This window comes from Flavobacterium urumqiense, from assembly GCF_900108015.1.
Taxonomy (GTDB): domain Bacteria; phylum Bacteroidota; class Bacteroidia; order Flavobacteriales; family Flavobacteriaceae; genus Flavobacterium; species Flavobacterium urumqiense.
Map to the genome: position 1 here is coordinate 1 of NZ_FNVP01000008.1, position 24,011 is coordinate 24,011.

18 protein-coding genes and 1 tRNA gene are annotated in these 24,011 nt (G+C 34.9%); 6 read left to right on the top strand and 13 right to left on the bottom strand.

Annotated features, from left to right (window positions below):
• A partial coding sequence (locus C4S35_RS10345) for an IS30 family transposase (protein ID WP_146059535.1) occupies positions 1-348 on the top strand: 348 nt, incomplete at its 5' end.
• Positions 349-402: 54 nt separating this feature from the next.
• Here the strand turns inward: C4S35_RS10345 and C4S35_RS10350 are convergent.
• The 8 genes from C4S35_RS10350 to C4S35_RS10385 form a co-directional block, all read right to left on the bottom strand.
• On the bottom strand, positions 403-918 hold the full coding sequence (locus tag C4S35_RS10350; protein WP_104000098.1) for a GNAT family N-acetyltransferase: 516 nt from the start codon (positions 916-918) through the stop codon (positions 403-405).
• Positions 919-1,289: 371 nt separating this feature from the next.
• Positions 1,290-1,712 carry a hypothetical protein gene (locus tag C4S35_RS10355; RefSeq protein WP_208618881.1) on the bottom strand — a complete coding sequence of 141 codons (423 nt, stop codon included), beginning with the start codon at positions 1,710-1,712 and terminating at the stop codon, positions 1,290-1,292.
• Between the two features lie 188 nt (positions 1,713-1,900).
• Positions 1,901-2,326 carry a DUF1003 domain-containing protein gene (locus C4S35_RS10360; RefSeq protein ID WP_104000099.1) on the bottom strand — a complete coding sequence of 142 codons (426 nt, stop codon included), beginning with the start codon at positions 2,324-2,326 and terminating at the stop codon, positions 1,901-1,903.
• Positions 2,327-2,528: 202 nt separating this feature from the next.
• Entirely contained in the window at positions 2,529-2,858 is a 330-nt protein-coding gene (locus tag C4S35_RS10365; RefSeq protein WP_104000100.1) for a hypothetical protein, read from the bottom strand.
• Positions 2,859-3,145: 287 nt separating this feature from the next.
• Positions 3,146-6,817, bottom strand: coding sequence for a phosphoribosylformylglycinamidine synthase (purL, locus tag C4S35_RS10370; RefSeq protein WP_104000101.1), 3,672 nt, complete (start codon positions 6,815-6,817; stop codon positions 3,146-3,148).
• Between the two features lie 157 nt (positions 6,818-6,974).
• Positions 6,975-9,800, bottom strand: a complete 2,826-nt coding sequence (locus tag C4S35_RS10375) for an endonuclease (protein WP_104000102.1) — start codon at positions 9,798-9,800, stop codon at positions 6,975-6,977.
• A 308-nt stretch (positions 9,801-10,108) separates the two neighbouring features.
• Entirely contained in the window at positions 10,109-11,947 is a 1,839-nt protein-coding gene (locus C4S35_RS10380) for an endonuclease (protein ID WP_104000103.1), read from the bottom strand.
• A gap of 141 nt (positions 11,948-12,088) precedes the next feature.
• Positions 12,089-13,615: a hypothetical protein gene (locus tag C4S35_RS10385; RefSeq protein WP_104000104.1), complete on the bottom strand. Its 1,527-nt coding sequence runs from the start codon at positions 13,613-13,615 to the stop codon at positions 12,089-12,091.
• Between the two features lie 137 nt (positions 13,616-13,752).
• Here C4S35_RS10385 and C4S35_RS10390 point away from each other — a divergent pair, with 137 nt between their 5' ends.
• The 5 genes from C4S35_RS10390 (at position 13,753) to C4S35_RS10410 (ending at position 17,801) form a co-directional block, all read left to right on the top strand.
• Positions 13,753-14,181, top strand: a complete 429-nt coding sequence (locus C4S35_RS10390) for a PaaI family thioesterase (RefSeq protein WP_104000105.1) — start codon at positions 13,753-13,755, stop codon at positions 14,179-14,181.
• Between the two features lie 47 nt (positions 14,182-14,228).
• On the top strand, positions 14,229-15,317 hold the full coding sequence (locus C4S35_RS10395; RefSeq protein ID WP_104000106.1) for a chorismate-binding protein: 1,089 nt from the start codon (positions 14,229-14,231) through the stop codon (positions 15,315-15,317).
• 70 nt (positions 15,318-15,387) lie between these two features.
• Positions 15,388-16,104, top strand: coding sequence for a bacillithiol biosynthesis deacetylase BshB1 (gene bshB1 / locus C4S35_RS10400; RefSeq protein ID WP_104000107.1), 717 nt, complete (start codon positions 15,388-15,390; stop codon positions 16,102-16,104).
• Between the two features lie 74 nt (positions 16,105-16,178).
• Positions 16,179-16,254, top strand: a tRNA-His gene (locus tag C4S35_RS10405).
• Positions 16,255-16,607: 353 nt separating this feature from the next.
• Complete coding sequence (locus C4S35_RS10410) at positions 16,608-17,801, top strand: PAS domain-containing sensor histidine kinase (protein WP_104000108.1); 1,194 nt, start codon at positions 16,608-16,610, stop codon at positions 17,799-17,801.
• A gap of 277 nt (positions 17,802-18,078) precedes the next feature.
• Here the strand turns inward: C4S35_RS10410 and C4S35_RS10415 are convergent, their stop codons facing one another.
• From C4S35_RS10415 to C4S35_RS10440, 5 genes are all read right to left on the bottom strand, one after another.
• Positions 18,079-19,098 (bottom strand): M28 family peptidase, encoded by a 1,020-nt coding sequence (locus C4S35_RS10415; RefSeq protein ID WP_104000109.1) that lies wholly within the window; start codon positions 19,096-19,098, stop codon positions 18,079-18,081.
• A gap of 393 nt (positions 19,099-19,491) precedes the next feature.
• Positions 19,492-20,262, bottom strand: a complete 771-nt coding sequence (locus C4S35_RS10425) for a dienelactone hydrolase family protein (protein ID WP_104000111.1) — start codon at positions 20,260-20,262, stop codon at positions 19,492-19,494.
• Positions 20,263-20,374: 112 nt separating this feature from the next.
• A complete protein-coding gene (locus C4S35_RS10430) occupies positions 20,375-22,576 on the bottom strand; it encodes a penicillin acylase family protein (protein WP_244175247.1) in 2,202 nt (733 codons plus the stop codon).
• Positions 22,577-22,581: 5 nt separating this feature from the next.
• Positions 22,582-23,448 carry a cyanophycinase gene (locus C4S35_RS10435; protein ID WP_104000112.1) on the bottom strand — a complete coding sequence of 289 codons (867 nt, stop codon included), beginning with the start codon at positions 23,446-23,448 and terminating at the stop codon, positions 22,582-22,584.
• A 28-nt stretch (positions 23,449-23,476) separates the two neighbouring features.
• Complete coding sequence (locus C4S35_RS10440; RefSeq protein WP_104000113.1) at positions 23,477-23,932, bottom strand: Lrp/AsnC family transcriptional regulator; 456 nt, start codon at positions 23,930-23,932, stop codon at positions 23,477-23,479.
• Positions 23,933-24,011 lie beyond the last annotated feature (79 nt).

Consider the following 24,011-nt stretch of genomic DNA (forward strand, 5'->3'; position numbering starts at 1 on the left):
AGTGAATTGGTAAAACAAGCAACAATCGAATTACTACAGAACTGGAAACACTTTATAAATACAATAACTTCTGATAATGGAAAAGAGTTTGCGCAACATCAAGAGATTAGTTTGGCACTTGAAATAGATTTTTTCTTTGCCAACCCTTACAGCCCTTGGGAACGTGGTGCAAATGAAAATCTAAATGGATTAATAAGACAATACATACCCAAATCATCATCATTTGATGAAATAACTCCAGAGAAAATTATAGAAATACAAGAGAAATTAAACAATAGACCAAGAAAAAGATTTAATTTTGAAACACCTAATTATATGTTTAATCAAAAAGTTGCATTTATAACTTGAATCCTGCAAATTAAAAGTAGTGCTTTTTCTAAAGTTGACTAAATTGTAAAAATTTCAGAAAGAATTAGCTAGTATTTTCTCGTACGCTTTTCTGGAACTTCCTCTAAAATATACCTCGCCACAATACGTATAGCCTGAATTTTCAAAGATTTTAATCATGGCTATATTGTCAAAATTGGTGTCTGCTTTTATGCTGTATATGTTGTTACTTAGCGCAAAATCTTCTATGTTTTTAATAATAATTTTAGCGAAACCTTTGCCCAAATATTTTTCAGAAATTGCTACGCGATGTATGACAACAAAATCATCATTCGTAAGCCAGTTTCCTTCAATTTCAGCATAAGCAGGTTCGTCATTAATTAGTACTGCACTGTAACCGATGATTGTTTCTCCATTAACCAAAACAAATCCTTCTCCTTGTACAATATCTTTTTGTACAACTTCTGGATTAGGATAACCGTCCTGCCATTGCTTACTGCCGTCTTCTTTTCTTCGTATGATTGCCTGTTGTAATATTTCCCATATTGGAGCTATCTCAGATAATTCCGCTTTTCTAAAATGATAATTCATTATTGTAATTTAAGTTTTTTGGGTTAATGAGTATGCTTTAAAAGTACAAAACAAACTTTAAATTTTGCCCAATCCATATTATTGGATGAATTTATTTTTAGAAAATTAATTTTTGGAGCGTGATTTTGTTCTTATAACAGGTTCAGGAAATTGCCTTTTTTTCAATGTGTTTGTTTTGTATAATTCCATTGCTGGCGCGAGTATCCCGCTCGTGCCTATTGCAAATTTATAGTAATTTCTGTTAGTGTTCACGAGCGGTACAGTTTTAAAACTAGTTTACAAACAATAACTAGGGTATTCATTTCTTATCTCTTTTGAGACTTCCTCAATCAATTTGGCGCAGTTTAAAACGAATGTATCATCTACAACAATTAATGTAGAAACTTCTGTGACATCACCTTCATCAAAGAAATTCTCTCCTGGCAATTAATCCTAAAGGGTAATAATTTATATTTTGAAACTAACGTATTATAACTCCTACCTTGTCCATGTTTAAGTACATTGATAGCACAAATAAAATTATCGAAACGATCATTGAGTTCAATTTTTCCAATTTTAATTAGTGTTTTTTTAGCCCCTTCGAATCCATTTCGACATGATAATCCATCTTGCAATATTGAATCAAATAATGAAAACATTCCGATAGCTAAGATTGCTTTTTGTAATTGAATCATTTGAAGATTCTTAACTACAATGGTTGACACACTTGTTTCGAGTGATTCTATTATTTTGGAATTCAATGCATTCAATGTAAATGATGTGCCTCTATAAACTAATTCGTCATAATTTTGCATAGTATTAATGTTTTAACAACCTATAACTTTCTCATTAAATATTACAAATTTATAGTTGTTTTTGTTAGTGTTCACGAGTGGGACATTCACGTTCTCGGGAGAAAATTCAGAGACATTTACGTAGCAATCGCGAGAAATTTATTTATTTACAAGGACACTTTGCGTAGCGGGGTAAACTTTTGGCCACGTTATTTATCCTTCGAATTATTTTTCATCTCTTCTAACATTCTTATTATTTTATCTAATTTATCTACTTCAATCGAATTCAACTTAATGGCCAAAGCTTCTATTTCTAGTTTTGCATCTTTATTGGTTTGGTAATCAGATTGTGCTTGGGCTCTATCTCTATCATTTTGTCTATTTTGAGCCATCATGATTATAGGAGCAGCATAAGCAGCCTGTGTCGAAAAGAGAAGATTAAGTAAGATAAAAGGGTAAACATCCCAATGATGGGTATAGGCGACGAGGTTTAATCCCATCCATAATATTACTAAAAATGTCTGAACAATAATAAATTTCCAAGATCCCATTCCGCTGGCTACTGAATCAGCTAAACGACTACCGAAGGTTAATTTTTCTTTATGTTTTTCATGCCAGTTTTTAGTAGTATTCATATGATTTGGGGTAGTTTAATTTTAAATTTTATTGTTTGAAATGTCCGAAGTTACAAAAAATAGTAATTAAACATTTTATTAGCAAAAAATTGCTACTGAAGTATCGAAGATGATGGTGAAATTACATTCCCTTGCAATAAATTTTCTTGACGTTGCGGTCGTGAACTGCGCTAACGGTTGAAGTATATCAACGCGGTAGGGATTATTTTAACCAATCTAAAAGTGTTCTAAGATATTTATCAACCCAAAAATAATGTGGGAGATCATTATTAAAATGCTCTTTTCGAAGTAGATTTTTACTGAATAGATTTTGTATTGTATTTCTTTGCGCTAGCAATTCTGTTTGGTAAATGTATCTTAAGAAATGTTTATGTTTTTCTTTGGATTCAAAATCATCTTTGCTTAAAGCACATATTCTTGATTTTAAGTAAAGATATTCAGATCTATTAACTATTTTTTCAACATTATAAAGTTTCAGTGCTTCTAGCAAAAAAGATTCGATATCACTCATTAAACTTTCTCTTATCTTCATATAATATTTTTAAACTAAATCTTTTATTTCACAAATATAAAATCTATAGTTTGTTGTGTTACATTACTAAATTCTTCCGTTTTCTGTATGATTAACACCAACTCGCATATACCACATATAAAGTAGTTTCAATTCACTCTATTGGTTTAGCTTTGTGCTATAAATAGTTTTTGCTATTGTAAATATATACTAAATTTATTACAAAATAGGTTAGGGCTTTATAAATTTTTCCCACAAAAAAAGCGATCCTTTTCAGGAACGCTTTCAGTATAATTTAGCAAAAAATATTATTTATCCATCCATTTTCTGGCGTTGACAAACGCTTCATGCCAAGGTGAAACTTCATCGTCTCTGTCTTTTGGGTAATGTGCCCAGTTCCATTGAAATGTAGAACGCTCAATGTGTGGCATCATCACCAAGTGGCGTCCTGTTTTGTCGCAAAGCATCGCAACATCAAAATGAGAGCCATTTGGATTAGCAGGATAGCCCTCATAGGCATATTTAGAAACAATATTATAATTTTCTTCGCCCATTGGTAAGTTGAATTTTCCTTCTCCGTGCGAAACCCAAACGCCTAATGTTGCACCAGCCAAACTGGACAACATCACCGAGTTGTTTTCCTGCACCGTAACCGAAGTAAAAATACTTTCATGTTTTTGACTTTGGTTATGCAACATTTTTGCGTGTACTTCATGCTCCGGATTGATCACTTCGAGTTCCATGAACAATTGGCAGCCGTTACAAATCCCCACTGACAACGTATCTTCACGCTTGAAGAAATTGTCTAAAGCGGTTTTTGCTTTTTCGTTGTATAAAAATGCTCCTGCCCAACCTTTGGCTGAACCCAACACATCTGAATTAGAGAATCCTCCCACAGTACCAATAAACTGAATGTCTTCCAAAGTTTCACGCCCCGAAATCAAATCGGTCATGTGAACATCTTTTACATCAAAACCAGCCAAGTACATCGCATTTGCCATTTCACGCTCCGAATTACTTCCTTTCTCACGAATAATAGCCGCTTTTGGTCGTGGTTGAGAAGCGTCGATAAGTGGTTTTTTTCCTGTAAAATGGGCAGGAAAAGTGAAGTGTAATGCTTGGTTTTTATAATTGTCGAAACGCTGTTGTGCTGTTCCGTTTTTCGATTGTTTTTGGTCTAATAAAAACGAAGTTTTGAACCAAACATCTCTGTATTTTGCAATGTCTAATTTGCAAGGACCAAAGTCTAAAGTCGCTTCACTCGTTGCAGTTCCTAATTTGTAAAAACTAACCCCGTTTTGGTTTAACTTGCTTTCTAAAGTTGCATCGTTTTTAGCTTGAAAAACAATTCCGATATTCTCCGCAAAAAGATATTTGATAATATCTTTTTCCTCAAAAACAGAGAAATCTATTTTAGCTCCTAAATTCACATCAGCAAAACACATTTCCAATAAAGTCGTAATCAAACCACCACTTCCAATATCGTGTCCAGCAAGAATGTTGCCTTCTAAGATTAATTCCTGAATGGTATTAAACGCTTTTTTGAAGAAAGCCGCATCTTTTATCGTTGGCGTTTCGGTTCCAATTTTATTCAGAACTTGTGCAAACGATGAACCTCCTAATTTATATTCGTCTTGCGATAAATTGATATAATAAATAGAACCGCCGTCTCTTTGTAAAACAGGTTCTACTACTTTTCTGATATCTGTACAGTTACCACCTGCCGAAATAATTACCGTTCCCGGCGCAATCACTTCGTCATTCGGGTATTTTTGCTTCATAGAAAGCGAATCTTTTCCTGTTGGAATATTGATTCCCAATTCAATCGCAAAATCAGAACAGGCTTCAACAGCAGCATACAAACGAGCGTCTTCACCTTCATTTTTACATGCCCACATCCAATTAGCCGAAAGAGAAATTCCTCTCAGTCCGTCTTTTATTGGTGCCCAAACAATATTAGATAAGGATTCGGCAATCGCATTTCTGCTTCCAGCCACAGGATCAATCAACGCTGAAATAGGAGCGTGGCCTATTGAAGTCGCAATTCCTTCTTTTCCTAAATAATCCAACGCCATCACACCACAATTGTTCAATGGTAATTGCAATGGTCCCGCACATTGTTGCTTGGCCACTTTTCCGCCTACACAACGATCGACTTTATTAGTCAACCAGTCTTTACAGGCAACCGCTTCTAGTTGAAGTACTTGCTCTAAATAAGTAGTGATGTTTTTTGTAGTATATTCTAAGCCGGCATAGTTGTATTCGATCGTTTTATCGGTCATTACTACTTTTGGAGAACTTCCAAAAAAGTCTTCCAAAGCAAAGTCCATTGGTTTAGCACCGGTAGTTTTTGATTCGAAAGTAAAACGATGATCGCCAGTCACTTCTCCCACCTGATACATTGGTGAACGTTCCCGATCGGCAATTTTTTGAAGTAAATCGATATTTTCTTTACCAATAACTAATCCCATTCTTTCCTGAGATTCGTTACCAATAATTTCTTTTGCAGAAAGCGTAGGATCACCCACAGGCAATTGGTCTAAATCAATCAAACCGCCTGTTTCTTCCACTAATTCTGAAAGACAGTTTAAGTGTCCTCCAGCACCGTGATCGTGAATGGAAACAATTGGATTATTATCACTTTCTACCAAACCACGAATCGCATTGGCCGCACGTTTTTGCATTTCCGGGTTCGAACGTTGTATTGCATTCAATTCAATTCCGGAACCAAGAGCTCCTGTATCTGCAGAGGAAACCGCAGCTCCACCCATCCCGATTCTATAATTCTCACCACCCAAAATAACGATTTTGTCGCCTTCTTGTGGTTTGTGTTTTATCGCTTGATCTAATTTTCCGTACCCAATTCCACCGGCTTGCATAATTACTTTATCGTAACCTAATTTTCTAGCCTTTGCTGAGCCTGTCGAAGCATTTTCTTGGTGTTCGAAAGTAAGTACAGAACCTGTAATCAAAGGCTGTCCAAATTTGTTTCCAAAATCAGAAGCTCCATTAGAGGCTTTAATTAAAATATCCATTGGCGTTTGATACAGCCATTTTCTTTCTGAAACCGAGTTTTCCCAAGATCTGTTTTCTTCCAAACGGGAATAGGAGGTCATGTATACTGCCGTTCCGGCTAATGGCAATGAACCTTGTCCACCAGCTAAACGGTCACGAATTTCTCCTCCTGAACCTGTTGCAGCTCCATTGAAAGGCTCTACGGTTGTTGGGAAATTATGTGTTTCTGCTTTTAATGAAATAACCGAATCAAAATCTTTTGTTTCATAGAAATCTGGTTTGTCAGCGCTTTTTGGAGCAAACTGCTGCACACGTGGTCCTTTTACAAAAGCCACATTGTCTTTGTAAGCAGAAACAATATCGTTAGGGTTTTCTTGAGACGTTTTCTTAATCATTTTGAATAAAGAAGACTCTTTTTCTTCTCCGTCAATTATAAATTTGCCGTTAAAAATCTTGTGACGACAGTGTTCTGAATTGGCTTGTGAGAAACCAAAAATTTCAGAATCCGTTAGTTTTCGTCCTAATTTGATGGCTAAATTATCTAAATAATCTACTTCATCAGGACTTAAAGACAATCCTTCTTTTTTATTGTAAGCTGCAATATCATCAATGTCTAAAATAGCTTCAGGAAGTATGTTGATAGTGAAAATATCTTGATCTAGCTCGGTATATTTTTGCGAAAGCATGGGGTCAAAATCAGAGAAGTCCGCAGTAGCTTTGTGAAATTCTTCAATTCGAATGATTCCCGCAATGCCCATGTTTTGGGTGATTTCGACAGCATTTGTACTCCAAGGCGTAACCATAGCGGCCCGAGGACCAACAAAAAAATCCGTCAGTACGGATTTTTCTATTTTATTTGAGTCGGCAAAAAGCCAGTTTAATTTTGAAATGTCTTGAGCTGAAATTTCGTTTTGCGTCTGTACGGCAAAAACAGTTTTGCTTTGGTTTTCAAAGAAATGGATCATTGTTATATAGTTTGTTGTATTGCGGTGCAAATTTAGTCAATTAAGATTAAATTTGGAACAAAAAAAAGCGGCAATTTAGACTGCCCCCAAATAGTGTTTAACTTTTTGGGTGCAGTCTACTAATGCCGCTTTCTAATTATCGATTCTTTAACTAAAACTAGTTAATAATCAGTTTCTTAATCAAGGATTTTGAGTCATCCGTTATTTTTACCAGATACACCCCTTTGTTGTGATTGGTTACAGATAGGTTTGAACCATCTGCATTCTTTCTTTCAAAAACCTTTTGACCAAGGATATTATAGATTTCAATTGTAAAGTCTTTATCTGAATTGTCTATTGAAAAGTTCCCGTCAGACGGATTTGGATACATTTTAAAGTCGCTAAAATCTACAATTTGTGCTGTTTTAGTTGGTTTTGTAGTGATACGACTTCCAAAATTACTACAAGTGTCAACGGCATAAGAATCCCACTGCGCAGTACTATTGAATGTTGTAGTTGGAGAAGTTACAGTCGATTTTCTTCTTAAAGTTACATCAACAGCAAAATCTGCCGTTCCTCCATTAAAAGTTCCAACGATATCGATTAAGACTCCGTTTTTAAATAATCCTACAGCATCATTTCCATTAAACGCCATTTCAGCAGCTGATGTAGAAAGGTTTGCTGAACTTGTAGAATAACAACTTAAAGCAATCAAACTATTTACAATGGTAAATTTACTTCCATTATTCAAGGTTCCTGTCAAAGCGAGTCCTGTGCTCCAGGCTCCGGCACCATTTGTTTGTTTTTTAATGCTGTAAATGGACATATTTACGGCATTTCCTGTCGCATTCGAAATTTCCAATGCTTTGTTATTTGAAGAACCCTCAATATATTCAGAAAACAATAAATCGGTAGCTGTTGAACCACCGGCGGCAGTAGTAACACTAGCTACATTACTTGAAGTAGAAAAATTGCCGGCGGCATCTTTTGCTTTTACGGAAAAAGTATAAGCTGTTGAAGCCGTTAATCCGGTTACAGCATAGGTTGTTGACGTAACAGTTGCTTTCAAAGTTGGACCTTGGTACACATCGTAAGCAGTTACCGCTACGTTATCCGTTGAAGCTGTCCAGGATAAATTGGTAGCGGTAGTTCCAGAAGCTGATAAAGAAGTTGGAGTTGTTGGAGATATAGTATCTGAAGTTGCTGCGGTAATTGTTACAGAATAATCTTCTACTTGTCCAAAAGGAATCGCTTCGCAAGCTGTTGGAATTGCATTGTATTTCAAAGAAACTCTCATTCTTGTCGTTCCTAAAGTTGCCGTTGTTGGTATAGTGAAAGAACCTGAAACTGGAGTTGTTGTGGAGGCTGATTTAGACCAAACTAATTCTCCGGCATCTGTAAACAGACCGTTTTGGTTGTAGTCAATCCAAACTGCATATCCTTCGCTGTATACTGTACTGGTCCAAACAGGAGTAATTGTAAATGAGTAAGCTGTTCCGCGTGCCGTATTTGTAGTTAATGAAGTGAAATTTTCATAACCTGCAGTTCCAGTTGATGAATTGTTTATCGTTCCAAAAACGACTTTACTGATTTTTTCATCAGCAGTACTGTTTCCTTGAGAAGCACAATAAGATATCGAAGCTGTTGCGGTAGTTACATTAACTACATTGCTTGAGGCAGAAACATTTCCGGCAGCATCTTTTGCTTTTACTGAAAAAGAGTAAGCGGTGGCAGCTGTTAAACCCGTTGCAGAATAAGTTGTGCCTGTTACTATTGCTTTTAATGTTGCACCTTGGTACACATCATAACCAGCAACTCCAGTATTATCAGTAGAGGCAGTCCAACTTAAATTAGTTGTTGTGCTAGTAGTTCCAGACGCTATTAATGAGGTTGGTGCTGTTGGCGCTACGGTGTCAGTAGCGCCAGAGGTTGTAGTATTGACCGTATTACTTGTAACAGAATAGTTTGCTGCAGCATCTTTGGCAATTACATAAAAAGAATACACTGTTGAGGCCGTAAGTCCGGTTATAGTTGTTGATAATCCAGTTACTGTTGTTTTTAATGCACTATTCATATATACATCATATCCTGTAACTCCAGTGTTATCTGTCGCAGCTAACCAGCTTAATGCTACTGAATTTGATGTTGAAGCCGTTACTGCTAAATTTGTTGGAGCAGTTGGTGCTTGAGAGTCAGCTGTCGGGTTCCAAACTGCCTGTACATATTCGGGATGATCTATGTAAGGATTTCTATTGTTTTGAGTACCATAAACAGCATTGTTGCGAGCAACTTCTCTGGCGCTTACCGGGTCTTGTGTATTCCAAGCTAAAAGCATGTTTAAAAAAGCAGTAGTGAATACCTGATTACTTGTTCCGTTAAACATACCATAAGTATATCCAGAAACCGCAGTTTCATAACGCGTTGCAAAATAAAAGTACATTCTGGCAATGTCTCCTTTAAATTCATCTATTGGTTCAAAGACAGTACCTGTATACCCTGATACGGCACTTGATCCAAGTTTGCTGCCATTTAAAGAAGTCCAGGTTGCAGACGCAACCATTCCATGAGGATAATTAGATCTTTGACCGTTTACTTTTCCATCGGTAGGTGTTATAAAATGGGCATCAGAAACCATTGGTGCTGCAGATCCAAAAGTAGATTGAGGAATGATGTGCTCTCTATTGTAGCAATCTCCTTCAACACTATAAGTTCCACATCTTTGCGTTGTTCCCAAAGAATAATTATAAGGGTCAGTTCCAGTAGGTTTTTCAGAATACATATCTAAAACGGAACCGTCATTTTCATAAAAATTATCAACATCCGAAGTTTGATAAGTGGTATATAAACCGGCATAGCCATTGTCAACATGACCTTTAATGATGTTGTATAATTGGGTTTTCAAAGTGTACCCCGTTCCGGTAGCCGTTGAATAATATCCCGTAGGCATCTGGGCAATACTCGCAGTAAAGAACATTAGTAATAAGAAAGCGTAGATTTTTTTCATCGTTTAAAAAATTGGTTTTGGTTTAGTCTCCGTTTTCAAAACTTGATTTAAAGATTTTAAAATATTGAAGATGCACAAATTTATAATTTTAAGGCTGTTTTATGTTAAGGAATTGTGAAGATTTTTATGATTTTTTTAACAAAATTATTAACATTTGAAGTGAATTAGTTTTTAATTTAAAATAGGATGCAAGAAAGAAACCTGTAGTGCTCATTTAAAATACATGGTAAAGTAATTTTGTTATTTATAAAAATGAAAACAAAAAAAAGCACCATCTAATGCCGCTTTAAATAAATTAATTCATTATATTAATTTACAATTAGTTTTTTAGTAACCGATTTGCTATGGTTTGTTATTTTGACTAAATAAACTCCTTTTTGAAGATTGTTTACAGCTGCAGATGAAATGTTGTTGTATTCTTTTTCAAAAACTTTTTGTCCTAATACTGAAAACATTTGAACAGAATATTTTTCATTCGAATTTTCGAAATTTATTTTGACATTTCCATTTGATGGATTTGGATAAATATTAAATTCATTAGAATCAAAATCAACATTAAAAAGGGTTGCCAATGAATGACTTCCTAAACCATTACAAGTGTCTTTAGCATATACATCCCATTCAGCAGTTTTGTTGAAAGTTGTATTTGGTGCTGAAATACTTGGTTTTCTTCGCAAGGTCTCGTCGGCTCCAAAATTTGTCGCTCCCCCGTTAAATGTCCCAATGATATCTAAAAGTACACCATTTTTAAACAAACCCATTGGGTCATTTCCGTTAAATGCTTCTTGTGCGGAAGATAGGTTTGCGCTGGCAGCTGTATAGCAGGCTACTGCAATTTGCGGATCAACTAAGACAAATACGGCTCCATTGTTTAATGTACCAGTTAGATTCAAACCAGCAGTCCAAGCTCCAGCACCATTTGATTGTTTTCTTATGGAATAAACGGATAAATCAACTGTTGCTCCTGTGAAATTAGCAATTTCTAATGCCTTATTGAAACCAGCACCTTCAACGTATTCTGAGAAGAATATTTCTGGAGCTGTTGTTCCTCCAGCAGGTGCGGCAGTTGTCGTTCCATCTACTGATGTACTGGAAACCGAAGAATTTCTTTCAGCATCTCTAGCTATTAGATAAAAGGAATAAGTAGTAGAGGGTGTTAAGCCTGATAAAGTTGCTGTTGAGCCGGTTGCAGTAGATTTAAAAGTACCGTTTAAATACAAATCATAGCCGGTGACTGCAATGTTATCTGTTGCTGCTGTCCATGTTAAAGTAGCCGAGTTTGATGTTGTAGTTGTTACCGTTAGATTTGTTGCTGCTGTTGGAGCTTGAGTATCAACAGGTTCTGTAGTCCATACGGATACTGCATATTCTGGATGATCAATGTAAGGATTTCTATTGTTTTGACGCGCATAAATAGCGTTGTTACGGGCCACTTCTCTACTACTTACCGGATCTTGATTGTGCCAAGCCAGCAGTTGATTTAAAAATGCTGTGGTAAATACTTTATTGGTTGAACCATTGAACATAGGGTATGAATATCCGGCAACTGTATTTTCATAACGAGTGGCAAAATAGAAATACATTCTGGCAATATCTCCCTTGAATTCATCTATTGGTTCAAAAACCGGACCTGTATATCCAGCGGTAGTGCTTTCGCCAAGTTTACTTCCGTTACGAGTAATTAGTGTAGGAATTGATACCATTGAATGGGGGTAATTAGACCTAATTCCATTTACTTTTCCATCTGTAGGTGTAATAAAATGGGCATCAGAAACCATTGGTGAAGCTTCGTTAAATACAGATTGTGGTATGATGTGTTCTCTATTGTAACAATCTCCTTCCTTTGTATAGTTCCCACATCGTTGTGTTGACGTTATGTTATAGTTATAAGGATCAACTCCAGCAGGATTTTCCGAATACATATCTAAGACGGAGCCGTCGTTTTCAAAGAAATTATCAATGTCAGAAGTTTGGTAGGTAACATACAATCCTGCATAATCATTGACCGTATGATCTTTGATAATATTATATAATTGGGTTTTCAACGTATAACCTGTCCCTGTGGCGTTCGAATAATACGCAGCCGGAGCTTGCGCAAAACCTATTGTAAAAAATAATAAAAAGAGTAGCGAGTAGATTTGTTTCATAATCTGATAATGGATTGCATTTTTTAAGTTAAAATTTTGATAAAACTACTATTTTTATTAGTGCTTCAGGTTACTAAATGTTTAAGTAAATCAAAAGTTTTTTCCTGGATTTAAATGAAATACAGTCTCATTCATAAATGTTTATTTTGGAAATGCTTTGTTTTGATACGCTCCTAAATCCGGTGGTAAAGTTCGAGTGTTTCCCTTGATGTCTATCGGAATCAGATATGTCGACTTCCCTTTTGCGAAAGCGGCAGAAGTATCGTCAATATTGAATTTGTTTTGGGAAATTTTAAAAAATTTCGGATCCTTATTTAAAATTATTGCGTTGTAATGTGCAGCATCAGTTCCAAATTGATAATCAGGGTTCGCAGTAAATGTATTGGATACGTTATCAAATTTGAGCAGACAATTATTGAATTGGTATTGGAACGCGGCAGCCGTTTTTTTCTTTAATATCATTTCAGTGGAATACGAACCGTAAATAATACAATTGTTGAATGTTGCCGCGGTTAAATCTTTGACTTCAGGAACGGCACCCGTAATATAGTTACTAACAAAAACGGCCACTTGCTCCGAACTATTCCAATTATTGTTGAAGGTACAATGAGTGAATTTATAGTTTCCTCCGTAAGAACAGGCTAAACTCGCCTGACCGGCATTATTGATTACCAGATTTTCTCCGTTAATTTTGGCAGTTTGTGCCAAAATCCCATAATTAGCACAATTGTAAATTTGAGTATTTTTTATGTTTACGGTTGTTCCGTCATTGTTTTGAACCAATAATCCTATGGTGGCATTTTTGATGGTAAGATGATTCAGATTGTTGTTGGTGCTGCCATTGGTCAGCCAGATCGTTCCCCATTGTCCCGGAACATCAGAATAATCAGGTTCTAAACGGTCTCCTTCAAAAATGACTTCTTTTTCTAGTTTATCGGTGGTTGATATGGCTCCATTTACATTAATAGATGCGGAATTAGATATAATAAGACCTGAATTTGCGTGAAAATGAACTCTCGATCCTGCATCAAAAGTTACCGTTTTTCCAGAAGGAACTGCGGCATAACCGTAAATTACATAAGGTTTTGTGTTTTTAAAATGGAGTTCGTTTCCGTTTACAGCGTCATTTTCATTCAAAAAGAAACCATCAATTTTTTCATCACCAATGGGAAGTGTTTCCGTGGTTCCATCAGCGAATCGTTTTGGATAAAGGAAAATGGCATCTTGAATTAAGGTCACCAATTCTATTTTTTGAAGGTTTTCACCACTATCAAACTGAATTTGGTCGGTATATAGAAAATTAGCTGGATTAGCATCTGTAATATTGGCTGTGGTTTCAATGAAAATATATAAACTGTCTTTGGCTAATAAATTTACATTGCTGAATATTTTGCCGTTGTTTCCCGGCATTCCGTCAACCGTCATTCTATATTTCGAATTCAATCCTTTCGCTAATTGTATGGTGGGAATGGTGATGTCATTTTTACTTTTATTGTAGACTTTAAGACGGTACGTACTAGAGCCAATGCTGGTAAAAACAGTATCTAAATAAATAGTATCTTTAGAAAAAGTCAAATCACCAGTGCTGGCTGTTGTCTCAAAATCACTTCGACAGGAGCAAACTGAAATCAATATTCCAATAAATAACAAAAAAGTGATAGGACGCATTGCGTTAGATTTTTTGTAAAAATAGGAAAAAACTCATTTGGATAGCTATGAATTTTAATTTTGAGTTTATATTATCAATTGTTTTGCTGTTTTCTAACTCATCTTTTATTTAAATTTACATTTTAAAAATAAATCGGATGATGTTGGATAAAAGTAAAATGCTGGAATACTGCAATGAATTTTCAAAAAATACCTTAATGCAAACCCTAAATATTGAATATATTGATGCTGGTGAGGGTTTTCTAGTGGCCAAAATGCCTGTAAACTCTTCAGTTCATCAGCCTATGGGATTATTGCATGGCGGCGCTTCGGTAGCTTTGGCAGAAAGTGTGGGCAGTGCGGCTTCTCATTTTTTTATTAATGACAAAGAACAAGAAGTACGTGGAATTGAAATTTCGGCGAATCATTTAAGGAGCATTCGCGAAGGAGTTGTTTATGGAACGGCCAGAATTATTCATAAAGGAAAAACGCTGCATCTTTGGGAAATTAAAGTGACTGATGAAGACGGAAATCTGATTTCGTTATGTAAATTGACAAATATGGTTTTGACCAAAGAGAAAAAATAAGAATTGACGACCTTTTTTTATTGCAATCCATTTTAAAAATTTAATGTATGATTGATTTTTTTATAAAAGTGAAACAGCAAAAAGCTCAAAATTTGCCTTTTGTATTGTACAGAAAACCAAATGATATTAAATTAGCCGGTTTTTTTCAAAATAACGACCATTTATATTTTGCTGAAAATTTTGAAGAGAGTGGTTTTGTTTTTGCTCCTTTTGAAGGAAGCCAAATGATTCTTATCCCTAAAAATGAATCTGTAAAATGGGAATCGCTGATCACTTCTTTTAAAGAAACTCAAGTTTCTGTTTTTAAAGATTCTGAAGACAGCAAAGCTAAAGAGCATTTCGAAAATCTTGTTCAAAAAGGGATTGATGCGATTGCAAAAGGCACTTTAAAAAAAGTGGTTCTGTCAAGGGAAGAAATCGTTGATTTGTCCAATTTTGATTTAGTTTCGATTTTTGAAAAATTAATTCAAAGTTACCCAACTGCTTTTTGCTATTGTTGGTTTCATCCAAAAATAGGATTATGGATGGGCGCTACACCAGAGCGTTTACTGAAGGCCAAAAACAAGAAGTTTTATACGATGGCACTTGCCGGAACACAAAAAATTAATAATGAGGCTGAAGTAGTTTGGGAGAAAAAAGAAATGGAAGAGCAGCAATTTGTCACTGATTTTATCTTGAATAATTTAAAAAGTCTGACTTCTGAAGTGGCAATTTCCAGTCCTTACACTTTACAAGCAGGAACGTTAGCCCATATTAAAACAGATATTGAGGGGATAATAAAGGAGAATTCAAGTTTGAAACAAGTAGTTTCCATTTTGCATCCAACACCGGCCGTTTGTGGATTGCCAAAAGAAACTGCCAAAGACTTTATTTTGGAAAATGAAGGCTATAACAGAGAATATTACACCGGTTTTTTAGGCGAATTAAACAAAGAAGGATTTAAAAAAAAAGAACTAAAATCTGATTTATACGTTAACTTGCGATGCATGCAAATTAAAATTTCTTCGAAACTTACAAAGACCAAAGTACATTTGTATATGGGCTGTGGTATAACAAAGGACAGTATTCCTGAAAAAGAGTGGAGGGAAAGCGTCAATAAATCGATCACGATGAAGAAGGTTTTAGATTTAGGATGAAAAATTTCAGATTTCAGGTGTATGCAGGAACTTTAAACATTAAACTAAAAAAACAGTAAATAAAATTTAAATGAAATTAGATATACTAGCGTTTGGCGCGCATCCGGATGATGTAGAATTGGGTTGTGCCGGAACCATTTTAAAAGAAATTTCCTTAGGTAAAACAGTGGGAATAGTCGATTTAACCCGCGGAGAATTAGGAACCCGTGGTTCGGCTGAAATTAGAGATCAGGAAGCAAATGCTGCTGCAAAAATTTTAGGTGTTTTAGTACGCGAGAATTTAGAAATGCGTGACGGGTTTTTTGTAAATGACGAAAATCATCAGTTGGAGGTTATAAAAATGATTCGTAAGTATCGACCAGAAATTGTATTGTGTAATGCAATTGACGATCGCCATATAGATCATGCAAAGGGAAGTAAATTAGTTTCGGATGCCTGTTTTTTATCAGGATTGAGAAAAGTAGAAACGAGTGTTGATGGAGAAAGTCAAGAGGCCTGGAGACCTAAGTTAGTTTACCATTATATGCAATGGAAAAACCTTGTACCAGATTTTGTGGTTGACATTACAGGTTTTACGGATAAGAAAATTGAATCTATTATAGCGTATCGTTCCCAATTTTACGATGCCAATTCTAAAGAACCGGAGTCACCAATCACCAGCAGAAACTTCTTTGAAAGCCTTAATTACCGTTCTCAGGATTTTGGAAGGCTCGTGGGAGTAGATCACGCGGAAGGTTTTACAGTTGAAAGATATTTGGCAGTCAATAGCTTAGGAGATTTGATCTAATTTTGATGTAATTTTTTAAAAAAATTATTTGCAGAAGTAAACTTATGTTGTATATTTGCCACCGCTAAGCAAATGGTGGTTGTAGCTCAGTTGGTTAGAGCATCGGTTTGTGGTACCGAGGGTCGCGGGTTCGAGCCCCGTCTCCCACCCAGAAAGCAAAAGCTTCGAAGAAATTCGGGGCTTTTTTTGTGGAATTAATTTTCGTAATATTGTTTGAATTTATTTATTGGCTTGAATTTTGTAAAGACAATCGTAAAATGAATATAATTAGTTTAATACTAATTATTCTTTTTTTATAAGTAGTAAAAACAATTTCAGTGTAATGAATATAGTGTAAATTGATTTAGGAAAATAGGTGATAGTAGTGGCATTCTTACCGTACGATTAATATTTTTCATTTTTTAATATTCATGTATCATTTTGCATATCTTTGCGCTCATTAACGCCTGATTTTCAAATACTATTTTGCATTCAAAATTTTTAAATACCTTTTAATTTATCTAATGAAAAACGAGCAAATCAATTCTAAAATTCTAAAAAGTAATTATATTCCAACTGCTGAATTTTACAGCCAAATCATTGACAGTTTACAAGATTACTCTATTTTCACTATTGATAATGAATTTGTAATTAACAGCTGGAGTTCTGGGTCAACAAAAATATTTGGTTACGATCCGGATGAAATTATAGGAAAACATTTTGACATAATTTTTACAGATGAAGATAAAAAAAAGGGCATCCCTAAAAATGAAATTGAAACTGCATTAAAAGAAGGAAGAGCTACAGATAATAGAACGCACATTTGTAAAGATAGAAGTGAATTTTATGCTCATGGTTTAGTTTTCCCGCTAATTGGAATAGATGGAGAAATGTTAGGATACGTTAAAATCCTACGCGACTTAACGGAAAGAAAAAAATCAGAAGACGCGATAAAAAATTATGTAAAGGAATTGGAAGATCTTAACGCTCATAAAGAAAGCGTTCTTGCCATTCTTTCACATGATTTGAGAAGTCCATTATCTAGTATTATTGCCACAACCGGATATTTGAAAGATAACTTTGAAAGGATGAATCCAAGTACAGTCAAAGAAATGCTGGAACTCCTTCACAAAGCATCGACAGATGAGTTAAATATGTTAGACTATTTAGTCGAGTGGGCAAGAATAAAATACGCTGCAGAAGTGTTTTCTCCAAGAAAAATTGAACTGGTAGGATATGTAAAAAAAGTGTTTGACACTTTAAATGATACGGCTTCTTTAAATACAATAAATCTTCATCATGAAATTGATGAGAATACTGAGGTTTTTGCGGATGGAAAAATGCTGCTTTCTGTTATCCAAAATATAGTTTCAAATGCAATCAAACATTCCTTACCAGGTGGCAAAATTACGGTTTCAGCAAAAACGACAGATGGTAAAATAGTTGTACAGATAAAAGATTCAGGTATTGGTATGTCAAAAGAAATTCAGGAAAAACTTTTTACACCACAAATGAATATACTTTCCAAAGCAAGAGTAGAAAACAAAGGAGCAGGAATAGGCTTGTTACTAGTCAAAGGATTTTTAGAAAAAAATGGTGGTGAAATATGGGTGGAAAGTACGGAAGGTTTAGGTTCCTCTTTCTATTTTACATTGCCAACAGATAAACCGATCAAAATAGACAGCGCTGATAAAATTGTATTCGATGAGATTGCTTAAAAATGATTTTAAACTTGAATATCTAAAATAGAAAAAAGCCCATATATATGGGCTTTTTTATGGTTTGAATTTAAATAAAAAAGAGCTCTAAATTCCTTCAAAGCTATTTTTTTATGTTTTTGCACAAGGGATAGCAGTGGAGATCCTTTTTTTTATCTCGTTTTTTAACGAGACAAAAAAAGAGTATTTCACGTACTATTTATTTACATAGGAGTTCAGTGAACTTCGTTTGTAACGTATAGCCCGACCCGTTTTTTCGGCGGGATTTGCCCTAATTCTAAAGTGTTTTTTTATCGACTACCGGACGATTTTCTCTGTTTGCCAATTCCCATGCGATTACAAAAGCCAGTTGGGTTCTTTTGGCTAAAGCATCATACTCGATTTTGTTTGGTTCATCTGTTTTTTGATGGTAATCAGCATGAACACCATTGAAAAGGAAAACGGCAGGAATACCATTTTTGGCAAAATTATAATGGTCAGAACGCTCATAAAAATGATTTGGATCTTTAGGATCGTTGAATTTATAATCTAAATCCATTTTAATATACTTTGCATTTGCAACAGTACAAATAGTATTTAAATCCGTTGATAAACGATCCGCACCAATTACATAGACATAATTATTCGTGTTTGTATGTGCGTCGTCGCGACGGCCAATCATGTCAATATTGATGTCTGTAATCGTATTTACTATAGGGAATAAAGGATTCTCAGAATAGTAACGCGAACCATGTAAACCGTGCTCTTCGCCAGTTACATGAAGAAAAAGAATAGAGCGCTTGGGGCCGTGCCCTTCTTTCTTGGCTTTTTCGAATGCTTGCGCAATTTCCAGTAAAGCGACAGTTCCGGAACCGTCATCATCAGCACCATTGTATACTTCGCCATCTTTAATCCCTACGTGGTCGTAATGGGCCGAAATAACCAAGACTTCATTTGGTTTCTCAGAACCTTGAATATAGGCCCAGATATTCTCTGAATCCGCTAAATTTTCGTTGCGTTTTGCATTCAAGAAAGCTGCAGGAATTCGTTGGTAATAATCAGTAGCTCCTTTAGGAAAAGGAACGTTATTTTTCTTGTACTGACTGATCAAATAAACACCTGCTTTTTTTTGTCCGGCAGAGCCTGTTTCGCGTCCTTCCATCGAATCAGCAGCGACAATATACAGATGTGTTTTTAAATCCTCAGCTGTAATAGTTTTCATGTATTTTGTTGGGTCAACATCAGTAAGGCTCATTTTTTGAGAAGTACAGCTGATGTTTAAAACCAAAAGCAAACTCAATGCGGTTATTTTTTTCATGTTTTTTTAATGTAAAGTTATAAATGTGTAAAAGGCAAAAAGTATAAATATAATGATGATAAGAATGAAGTTAATAAAAAATAATAAACTGCTTTTTAGGAATGTAATAAATCATATTTCTGAAAAGCGTTTTTATAATGGCTTAAATCCTTAAAAAAATGAACAAAAAGGTGATGAAACGGCTTTCGGGTGTCAGTATTATCGTGTCCACAATTAGGACAAAACCTATTTTCTACCACACATCTGCAATTGAGACATGTTTTGTCGTTTCTAATTTTACTTTTTGACATAAAAAAAAACAGTATAACTTCTATATTTTTTGTTGAATTACTATCTATAAAACTAACAAAAAAACTGAACTTATACTGTTTTAAAAAAATATTTTAAAAAAAATTAATTCAAAACTTCTTTCAAGAAAGAATTCATGCGCTCCCAAGAACGTTTAGCAGCCTTTTCGTTGTATGCAGCTCCTTTTGAATTATCGTTTCCAGCTTCAGGGTCTGTAAAAGCATGAACTGAATTAGCATAATAAATCATTTCCCAATCTGCTTTTGTATCTCTCATTTCTTGTTGAAAAGCTGCAATTTCTTCTTTGGATTCGTAAGGATCATCTGCACCGTGTAAAACCAATATTCTTGTGGTGATCGGATTATTTACTCTTGCAGCATCACGTCCTAAACCTCCGTGAAAAGAAACGACTCCTTTAACTTTCATTCCTGATCTAGCTGATTCCAGAACACCAGTTCCTCCAAAACAGTAGCCTATCACAACAATATTATCCCGATTTGCACCTGCTTTCACTAATTGATCTAAAGCAAGTTGAATGCGTCTTTGATAATCAGCTACATTAGTCTTGTAAAAACCAGCTTGCTTTCCAGCTTCCTGTGTGTTGGTTGGGTAGTTTCCCTCGCCATAGATATCAGCGACAAATGCATAATATCCCATTTTTGACAATTGCTCGGCTGATTGTTTTGCATGCGTATCTATTCCTTTCCAAGCGGGAAGAATTAAGATTCCAGGTTTAGTTTTGCTGCCTTTTTTTGGAGCAATCGACAATCCATTTAATTTTTGATTTTTATCCGTGTATTTTACGGCTTTTAATTGTGCAAATGTGCCATTAGAAAACAATACGAATCCTAAAAGGGCAAAGAAAATATTTTTCATATCGGGTGTTTTTATTTTTACAAATGTCTTAATTAATTTGTTCTAAAATTAAGACTTTGATTTTTTTATTTTATCACTGTATTTTTAATTCTGATAATGAAGAGTAGAGAGATTATTCGCCAGGATGATAGGTTTTTTCAGCATTTTTTTGAACATCATCTTTATAAAACAAGACGTCTTTGAATTGTCCTTTTCGGTACATTTCAGCTTGGTCATAGAAATGTTTCGATTTTGGATCGCTACTGTTTCCACCTGCTAGTAAAGACTTTGCTTTTATTTTTGGGCCAAATTCTACTGCACATACAAAACTGTTGCCGTTAAATCCGTAGCGCTTTTTACTGCCTTTTTGATAATTGCTCTTGTAAGCTGGTAAACTCCCCCAGAGTGCTGGTCCATAACCTATTGGTATACTTTCAAATGCATCATTATATACGAGAGTAATATCACCCGATAATCGCTGGAAACGATTAATTTCTCCCCAAGGAATTTGCCAAGTGCCAAATTTTGTTTTTAATTCATTCACCACTATTTGCAGTTGAGGAATCAATTGATCGGGAGAAGCATTTTTTGCAAAATTCTGAGTATTTTGGACTTGATCTAATTCACCTTCTTCAACATATACCTTTTGAATAATAGGATCTAATTTATAGGCCCATTCAATAGCTAAAGTTGTAGCTGTTGAATTTTCGTTGGTGTAATAATCCCAGTTCTTTAAAAGCGCTATTGGTTCTGCTAATTCCTTATAAAGCGGATTTTCTTTACTTATATTTTTTTCGAAGCTGGCAACTAAGGCTGGAATTAAAAATTCAAAAGCAGTTAGTTTTGTATCGTAACCGTCGGCAATTACTTTGTCCAGCGTATAATTGTTGCCTTGACTTAATAAGCGAACGGCATTTAATCCCCTAAAACTTTCACCATCGGGCGCCATATAAGGTAAATAATTTTCTTTTTTCGGACTGTTAATTCCAGCCGCAGAATAGGGTGTGGAGTTGCAATTTTGCAGCCAGCCGTTTGTGGGATTGTATAAATGAACTGTTTCTGAAACGGGATGCAATCCTTTCCATTGTGTGGCGGATGTTGAGCCGTCCACCACTTTTGACCAATTTAAGTTTTTGTCTCTAATTGGAATGAAATTTCCGTGCCAGTAAGCAATATTTCCTTTATTATCTGCGTAAACAGTATTGTTTGAAGTATTGGCTTTTAAGTCCATTGCTTTTTTGTAGTCGTCAAATCCTTTCGATTTTGTTCTTACCCAACTTTGCACCAAACTGTTCATGGAACGATTGTTTGATTTTAAGCTAATCCATTTTCCATCTCTTTTTGCCATTATTGGACCGTTGTTGGTAAAGTATGTTTTAAAGGTTTTGGGAATCAGTTTCCCATTTTCAAGGTAATTGATGGTTATTTTTTTTTCGATAATTGGAACTAATTTTTTATCGTATTCGTAAAATAATTTGCCGTTTTTAGTTACGATTTTCTCGGCATAGATATCGGCAACATCCACATTTGAAGACGTATGCATCCAGCCACAATTTTCATTAAAACCTTGATATATAAAAAATTGTCCCCAAGTTACTGCGCCGTAAGCATTTAATCCTTCCTCGCTGCTTATCTGTATTTCAGGTCGGAAATAAAAGGTGGTGTGCGGGTTGATATACAAAATGGCATTTCCGGAAGCAGTTTTTGAAGGGGAAATTGCAAATCCATTAGAACCTGTTTGCACGTCTTTTTCTCTTTCTATGTAGGCTACTTTATCCGTGTTTCCAGAATAAAAAGCTTTCAATTCTCCTGTCGAAAGATCGGCAGTACTTATGGCTCCGATGCTGCCATCTGTCCACAGTAAAGGATACCAAGGTTCAAAATGGGTCAATAATGCAGGTTTCACTTCGGGGTGATTGTTTAAATAAAAATTTATTCCGTCAGCATAACTATTCAATAATTTTTTTAGCCAAGGCGTAGCTTTTTTATAATCCGCTTTCGCTTCCTCTGTGTCAATCAAAAGTTTTATTTCTAAATCATTGTATAAAACCGATTGCCCTTTAATTTCGGAAAGTCTCCCCAATTTTTCGATATAATTCGTTTCTACTCGTTTGAAATCATCTTCACATTGTGCGTAAAGCATTCCAAAGACAGCATCAGCATCAGTTTTCCCATATACATGAGCAATTCCCCAATTGTCTCTGATAATTGTTACTTGTTGAGCTAATTCTTGGAGTCTTTTAATTTCCTTAGTAGAAATGTTTTGCGAAAACATTGGAAAACTTAAACAAAAAACTAAAATAGCCAACGGTAAATTATTTTTGAAATGCTTCATTTTTATTAAATTTTAAATTTTTGACCTTCTTTATAAATGGCCATTTTCAAACTTTTTATACTTACGAAATTATTGTTTTTAGATTTGCTGATTCCCTTTGGTTTTTTAACCACAATAACTTCGCTTTCGCCAATAATTTCGATTTCTTTATTACTAATAATAATGGCTGTGCTTTCATCAATACCAATTCCTGTGTAATTTGGGAATTCAATTAAAGCAGATAGTAATCGATTGTAGCGACTTCTTTTTAGAAAATGCTGGTCTATAATTACATTTTTAACAAGACCTAATCCTTCAGTGGTTTCCAGATTATCGTATCGAATATTATTGAAAGTCTCGGTATATTTAGTCTCTAATTTTTGATTTCCTGTAATCATATGTTCACACATCACAGTTGCTCCGGCGCTCGTTCCTGCTATTGTACTGCCGTTTTCATAAGCGTTGTGAATAGCGGTACTGATTGTAGTGTTTCGCACAACATTCATAAATTTAGACTGATCGCCGCCGCTGATAAAAATTAGTTTTGCATGCTGTAAGGAATCATTCCATACTTTATCATTAACCGTTTCATGATCAAAATTGAGCATCACGATTGGATTGGGAGTCAGTTTCTTGATTTGTTCTTTAAAGTTAATGTAAGCGCTGTCAGGTTGTGCGCTCGACATGGGTAAAACCACGATATAATCTTTTTTCTTTAAATTAGATATCGTGATTAACTGTTTCATCATCTTATCAGATTTGATTCCGCCGCCAATAATAAATAATTTACCGTTTGTTTTTTGTGCTTTCATCGTAAAGCTAACGGACAAAATAATAATAACAAATAGGGTTTTAACCCAAAACTGATTTAGAATTTGTTTTTTTATCTGCATTTAATTTGTCTTTTGATAGTTTTACATTTTACAATGAAACGTTCCTTTTGAAGGCACAACCCAACTCTATTATAGAATCCGTTTTTGAGATACCAGGAATATTGTCTATTTTCTCATAAAGAATTTTTCTCATGTGCTCATGGTCTCGGGCTACAATTTTTATATAAAGGGTAAAAGAACCCGTGACATAATAACATTCTGTGATTTCGGGGATGTTTTTTAATTCGGCAATAATTCGATTCGAATCTTGGTCTTTGTTTAATGTGATACCGGTGAAAGATGCCCAGTCAAAACCAATTTTTTTCTCATTAATAATTGGTTTTATTTCAATAATTATTCCTTGTTCAATTAATCTGTTGATCCGCTGATGAACCATTGTATTGGATATTTTTAAAGCTGTCGCAATGGCTGAATAGGCCATTCTACCGTCTTTTTCGAGTTCTTTAATAATATTGATATCGAATTCATCCAATAATGCATCCATGAGTTTTTTTATTAAATTAAAAAGGTATTCTTAATCCGTATAAAAGTAATTATTATTTTTCATCTAAAACTAAAACTAC

Excerpts from the sequence above, each read along its gene's own strand:
- C4S35_RS10395 (WP_104000106.1), top strand. The coding sequence starts at position 14,229 with ATGATTGATTTTTTTATAAAAGTGAAACAGCAAAAAGCTCAAAATTTG.
- C4S35_RS10410 (WP_104000108.1), top strand. The coding sequence starts at position 16,608 with ATGAAAAACGAGCAAATCAATTCTAAAATTCTAAAAAGTAATTATATT.
- C4S35_RS10350 (WP_104000098.1), bottom strand. The coding sequence starts at position 918 with ATGAATTATCATTTTAGAAAAGCGGAATTATCTGAGATAGCTCCAATA.
- C4S35_RS10380 (WP_104000103.1), bottom strand. The coding sequence starts at position 11,947 with ATGAAACAAATCTACTCGCTACTCTTTTTATTATTTTTTACAATAGGT.
- C4S35_RS10385 (WP_104000104.1), bottom strand. The coding sequence starts at position 13,615 with ATGCGTCCTATCACTTTTTTGTTATTTATTGGAATATTGATTTCAGTT.
- C4S35_RS10415 (WP_104000109.1), bottom strand. The coding sequence starts at position 19,098 with ATGAAAAAAATAACCGCATTGAGTTTGCTTTTGGTTTTAAACATCAGC.
- C4S35_RS10355 (WP_208618881.1), bottom strand. The coding sequence starts at position 1,712 with ATGCAAAATTATGACGAATTAGTTTATAGAGGCACATCATTTACATTG.
- C4S35_RS10440 (WP_104000113.1), bottom strand. The coding sequence starts at position 23,932 with ATGGATGCATTATTGGATGAATTCGATATCAATATTATTAAAGAACTC.
- purL (WP_104000101.1), bottom strand. The coding sequence starts at position 6,817 with ATGATCCATTTCTTTGAAAACCAAAGCAAAACTGTTTTTGCCGTACAG.
- C4S35_RS10360 (WP_104000099.1), bottom strand. The coding sequence starts at position 2,326 with ATGAATACTACTAAAAACTGGCATGAAAAACATAAAGAAAAATTAACC.
- C4S35_RS10425 (WP_104000111.1), bottom strand. The coding sequence starts at position 20,262 with ATGAAAAATATTTTCTTTGCCCTTTTAGGATTCGTATTGTTTTCTAAT.
- C4S35_RS10365 (WP_104000100.1), bottom strand. The coding sequence starts at position 2,858 with ATGAAGATAAGAGAAAGTTTAATGAGTGATATCGAATCTTTTTTGCTA.
- C4S35_RS10375 (WP_104000102.1), bottom strand. The coding sequence starts at position 9,800 with ATGAAAAAAATCTACGCTTTCTTATTACTAATGTTCTTTACTGCGAGT.
- C4S35_RS10435 (WP_104000112.1), bottom strand. The coding sequence starts at position 23,448 with ATGCAGATAAAAAAACAAATTCTAAATCAGTTTTGGGTTAAAACCCTA.
- C4S35_RS10390 (WP_104000105.1), top strand. The coding sequence starts at position 13,753 with ATGATGTTGGATAAAAGTAAAATGCTGGAATACTGCAATGAATTTTCA.
- bshB1 (WP_104000107.1), top strand. The coding sequence starts at position 15,388 with ATGAAATTAGATATACTAGCGTTTGGCGCGCATCCGGATGATGTAGAA.
- C4S35_RS10430 (WP_244175247.1), bottom strand. The coding sequence starts at position 22,576 with ATGAAGCATTTCAAAAATAATTTACCGTTGGCTATTTTAGTTTTTTGT.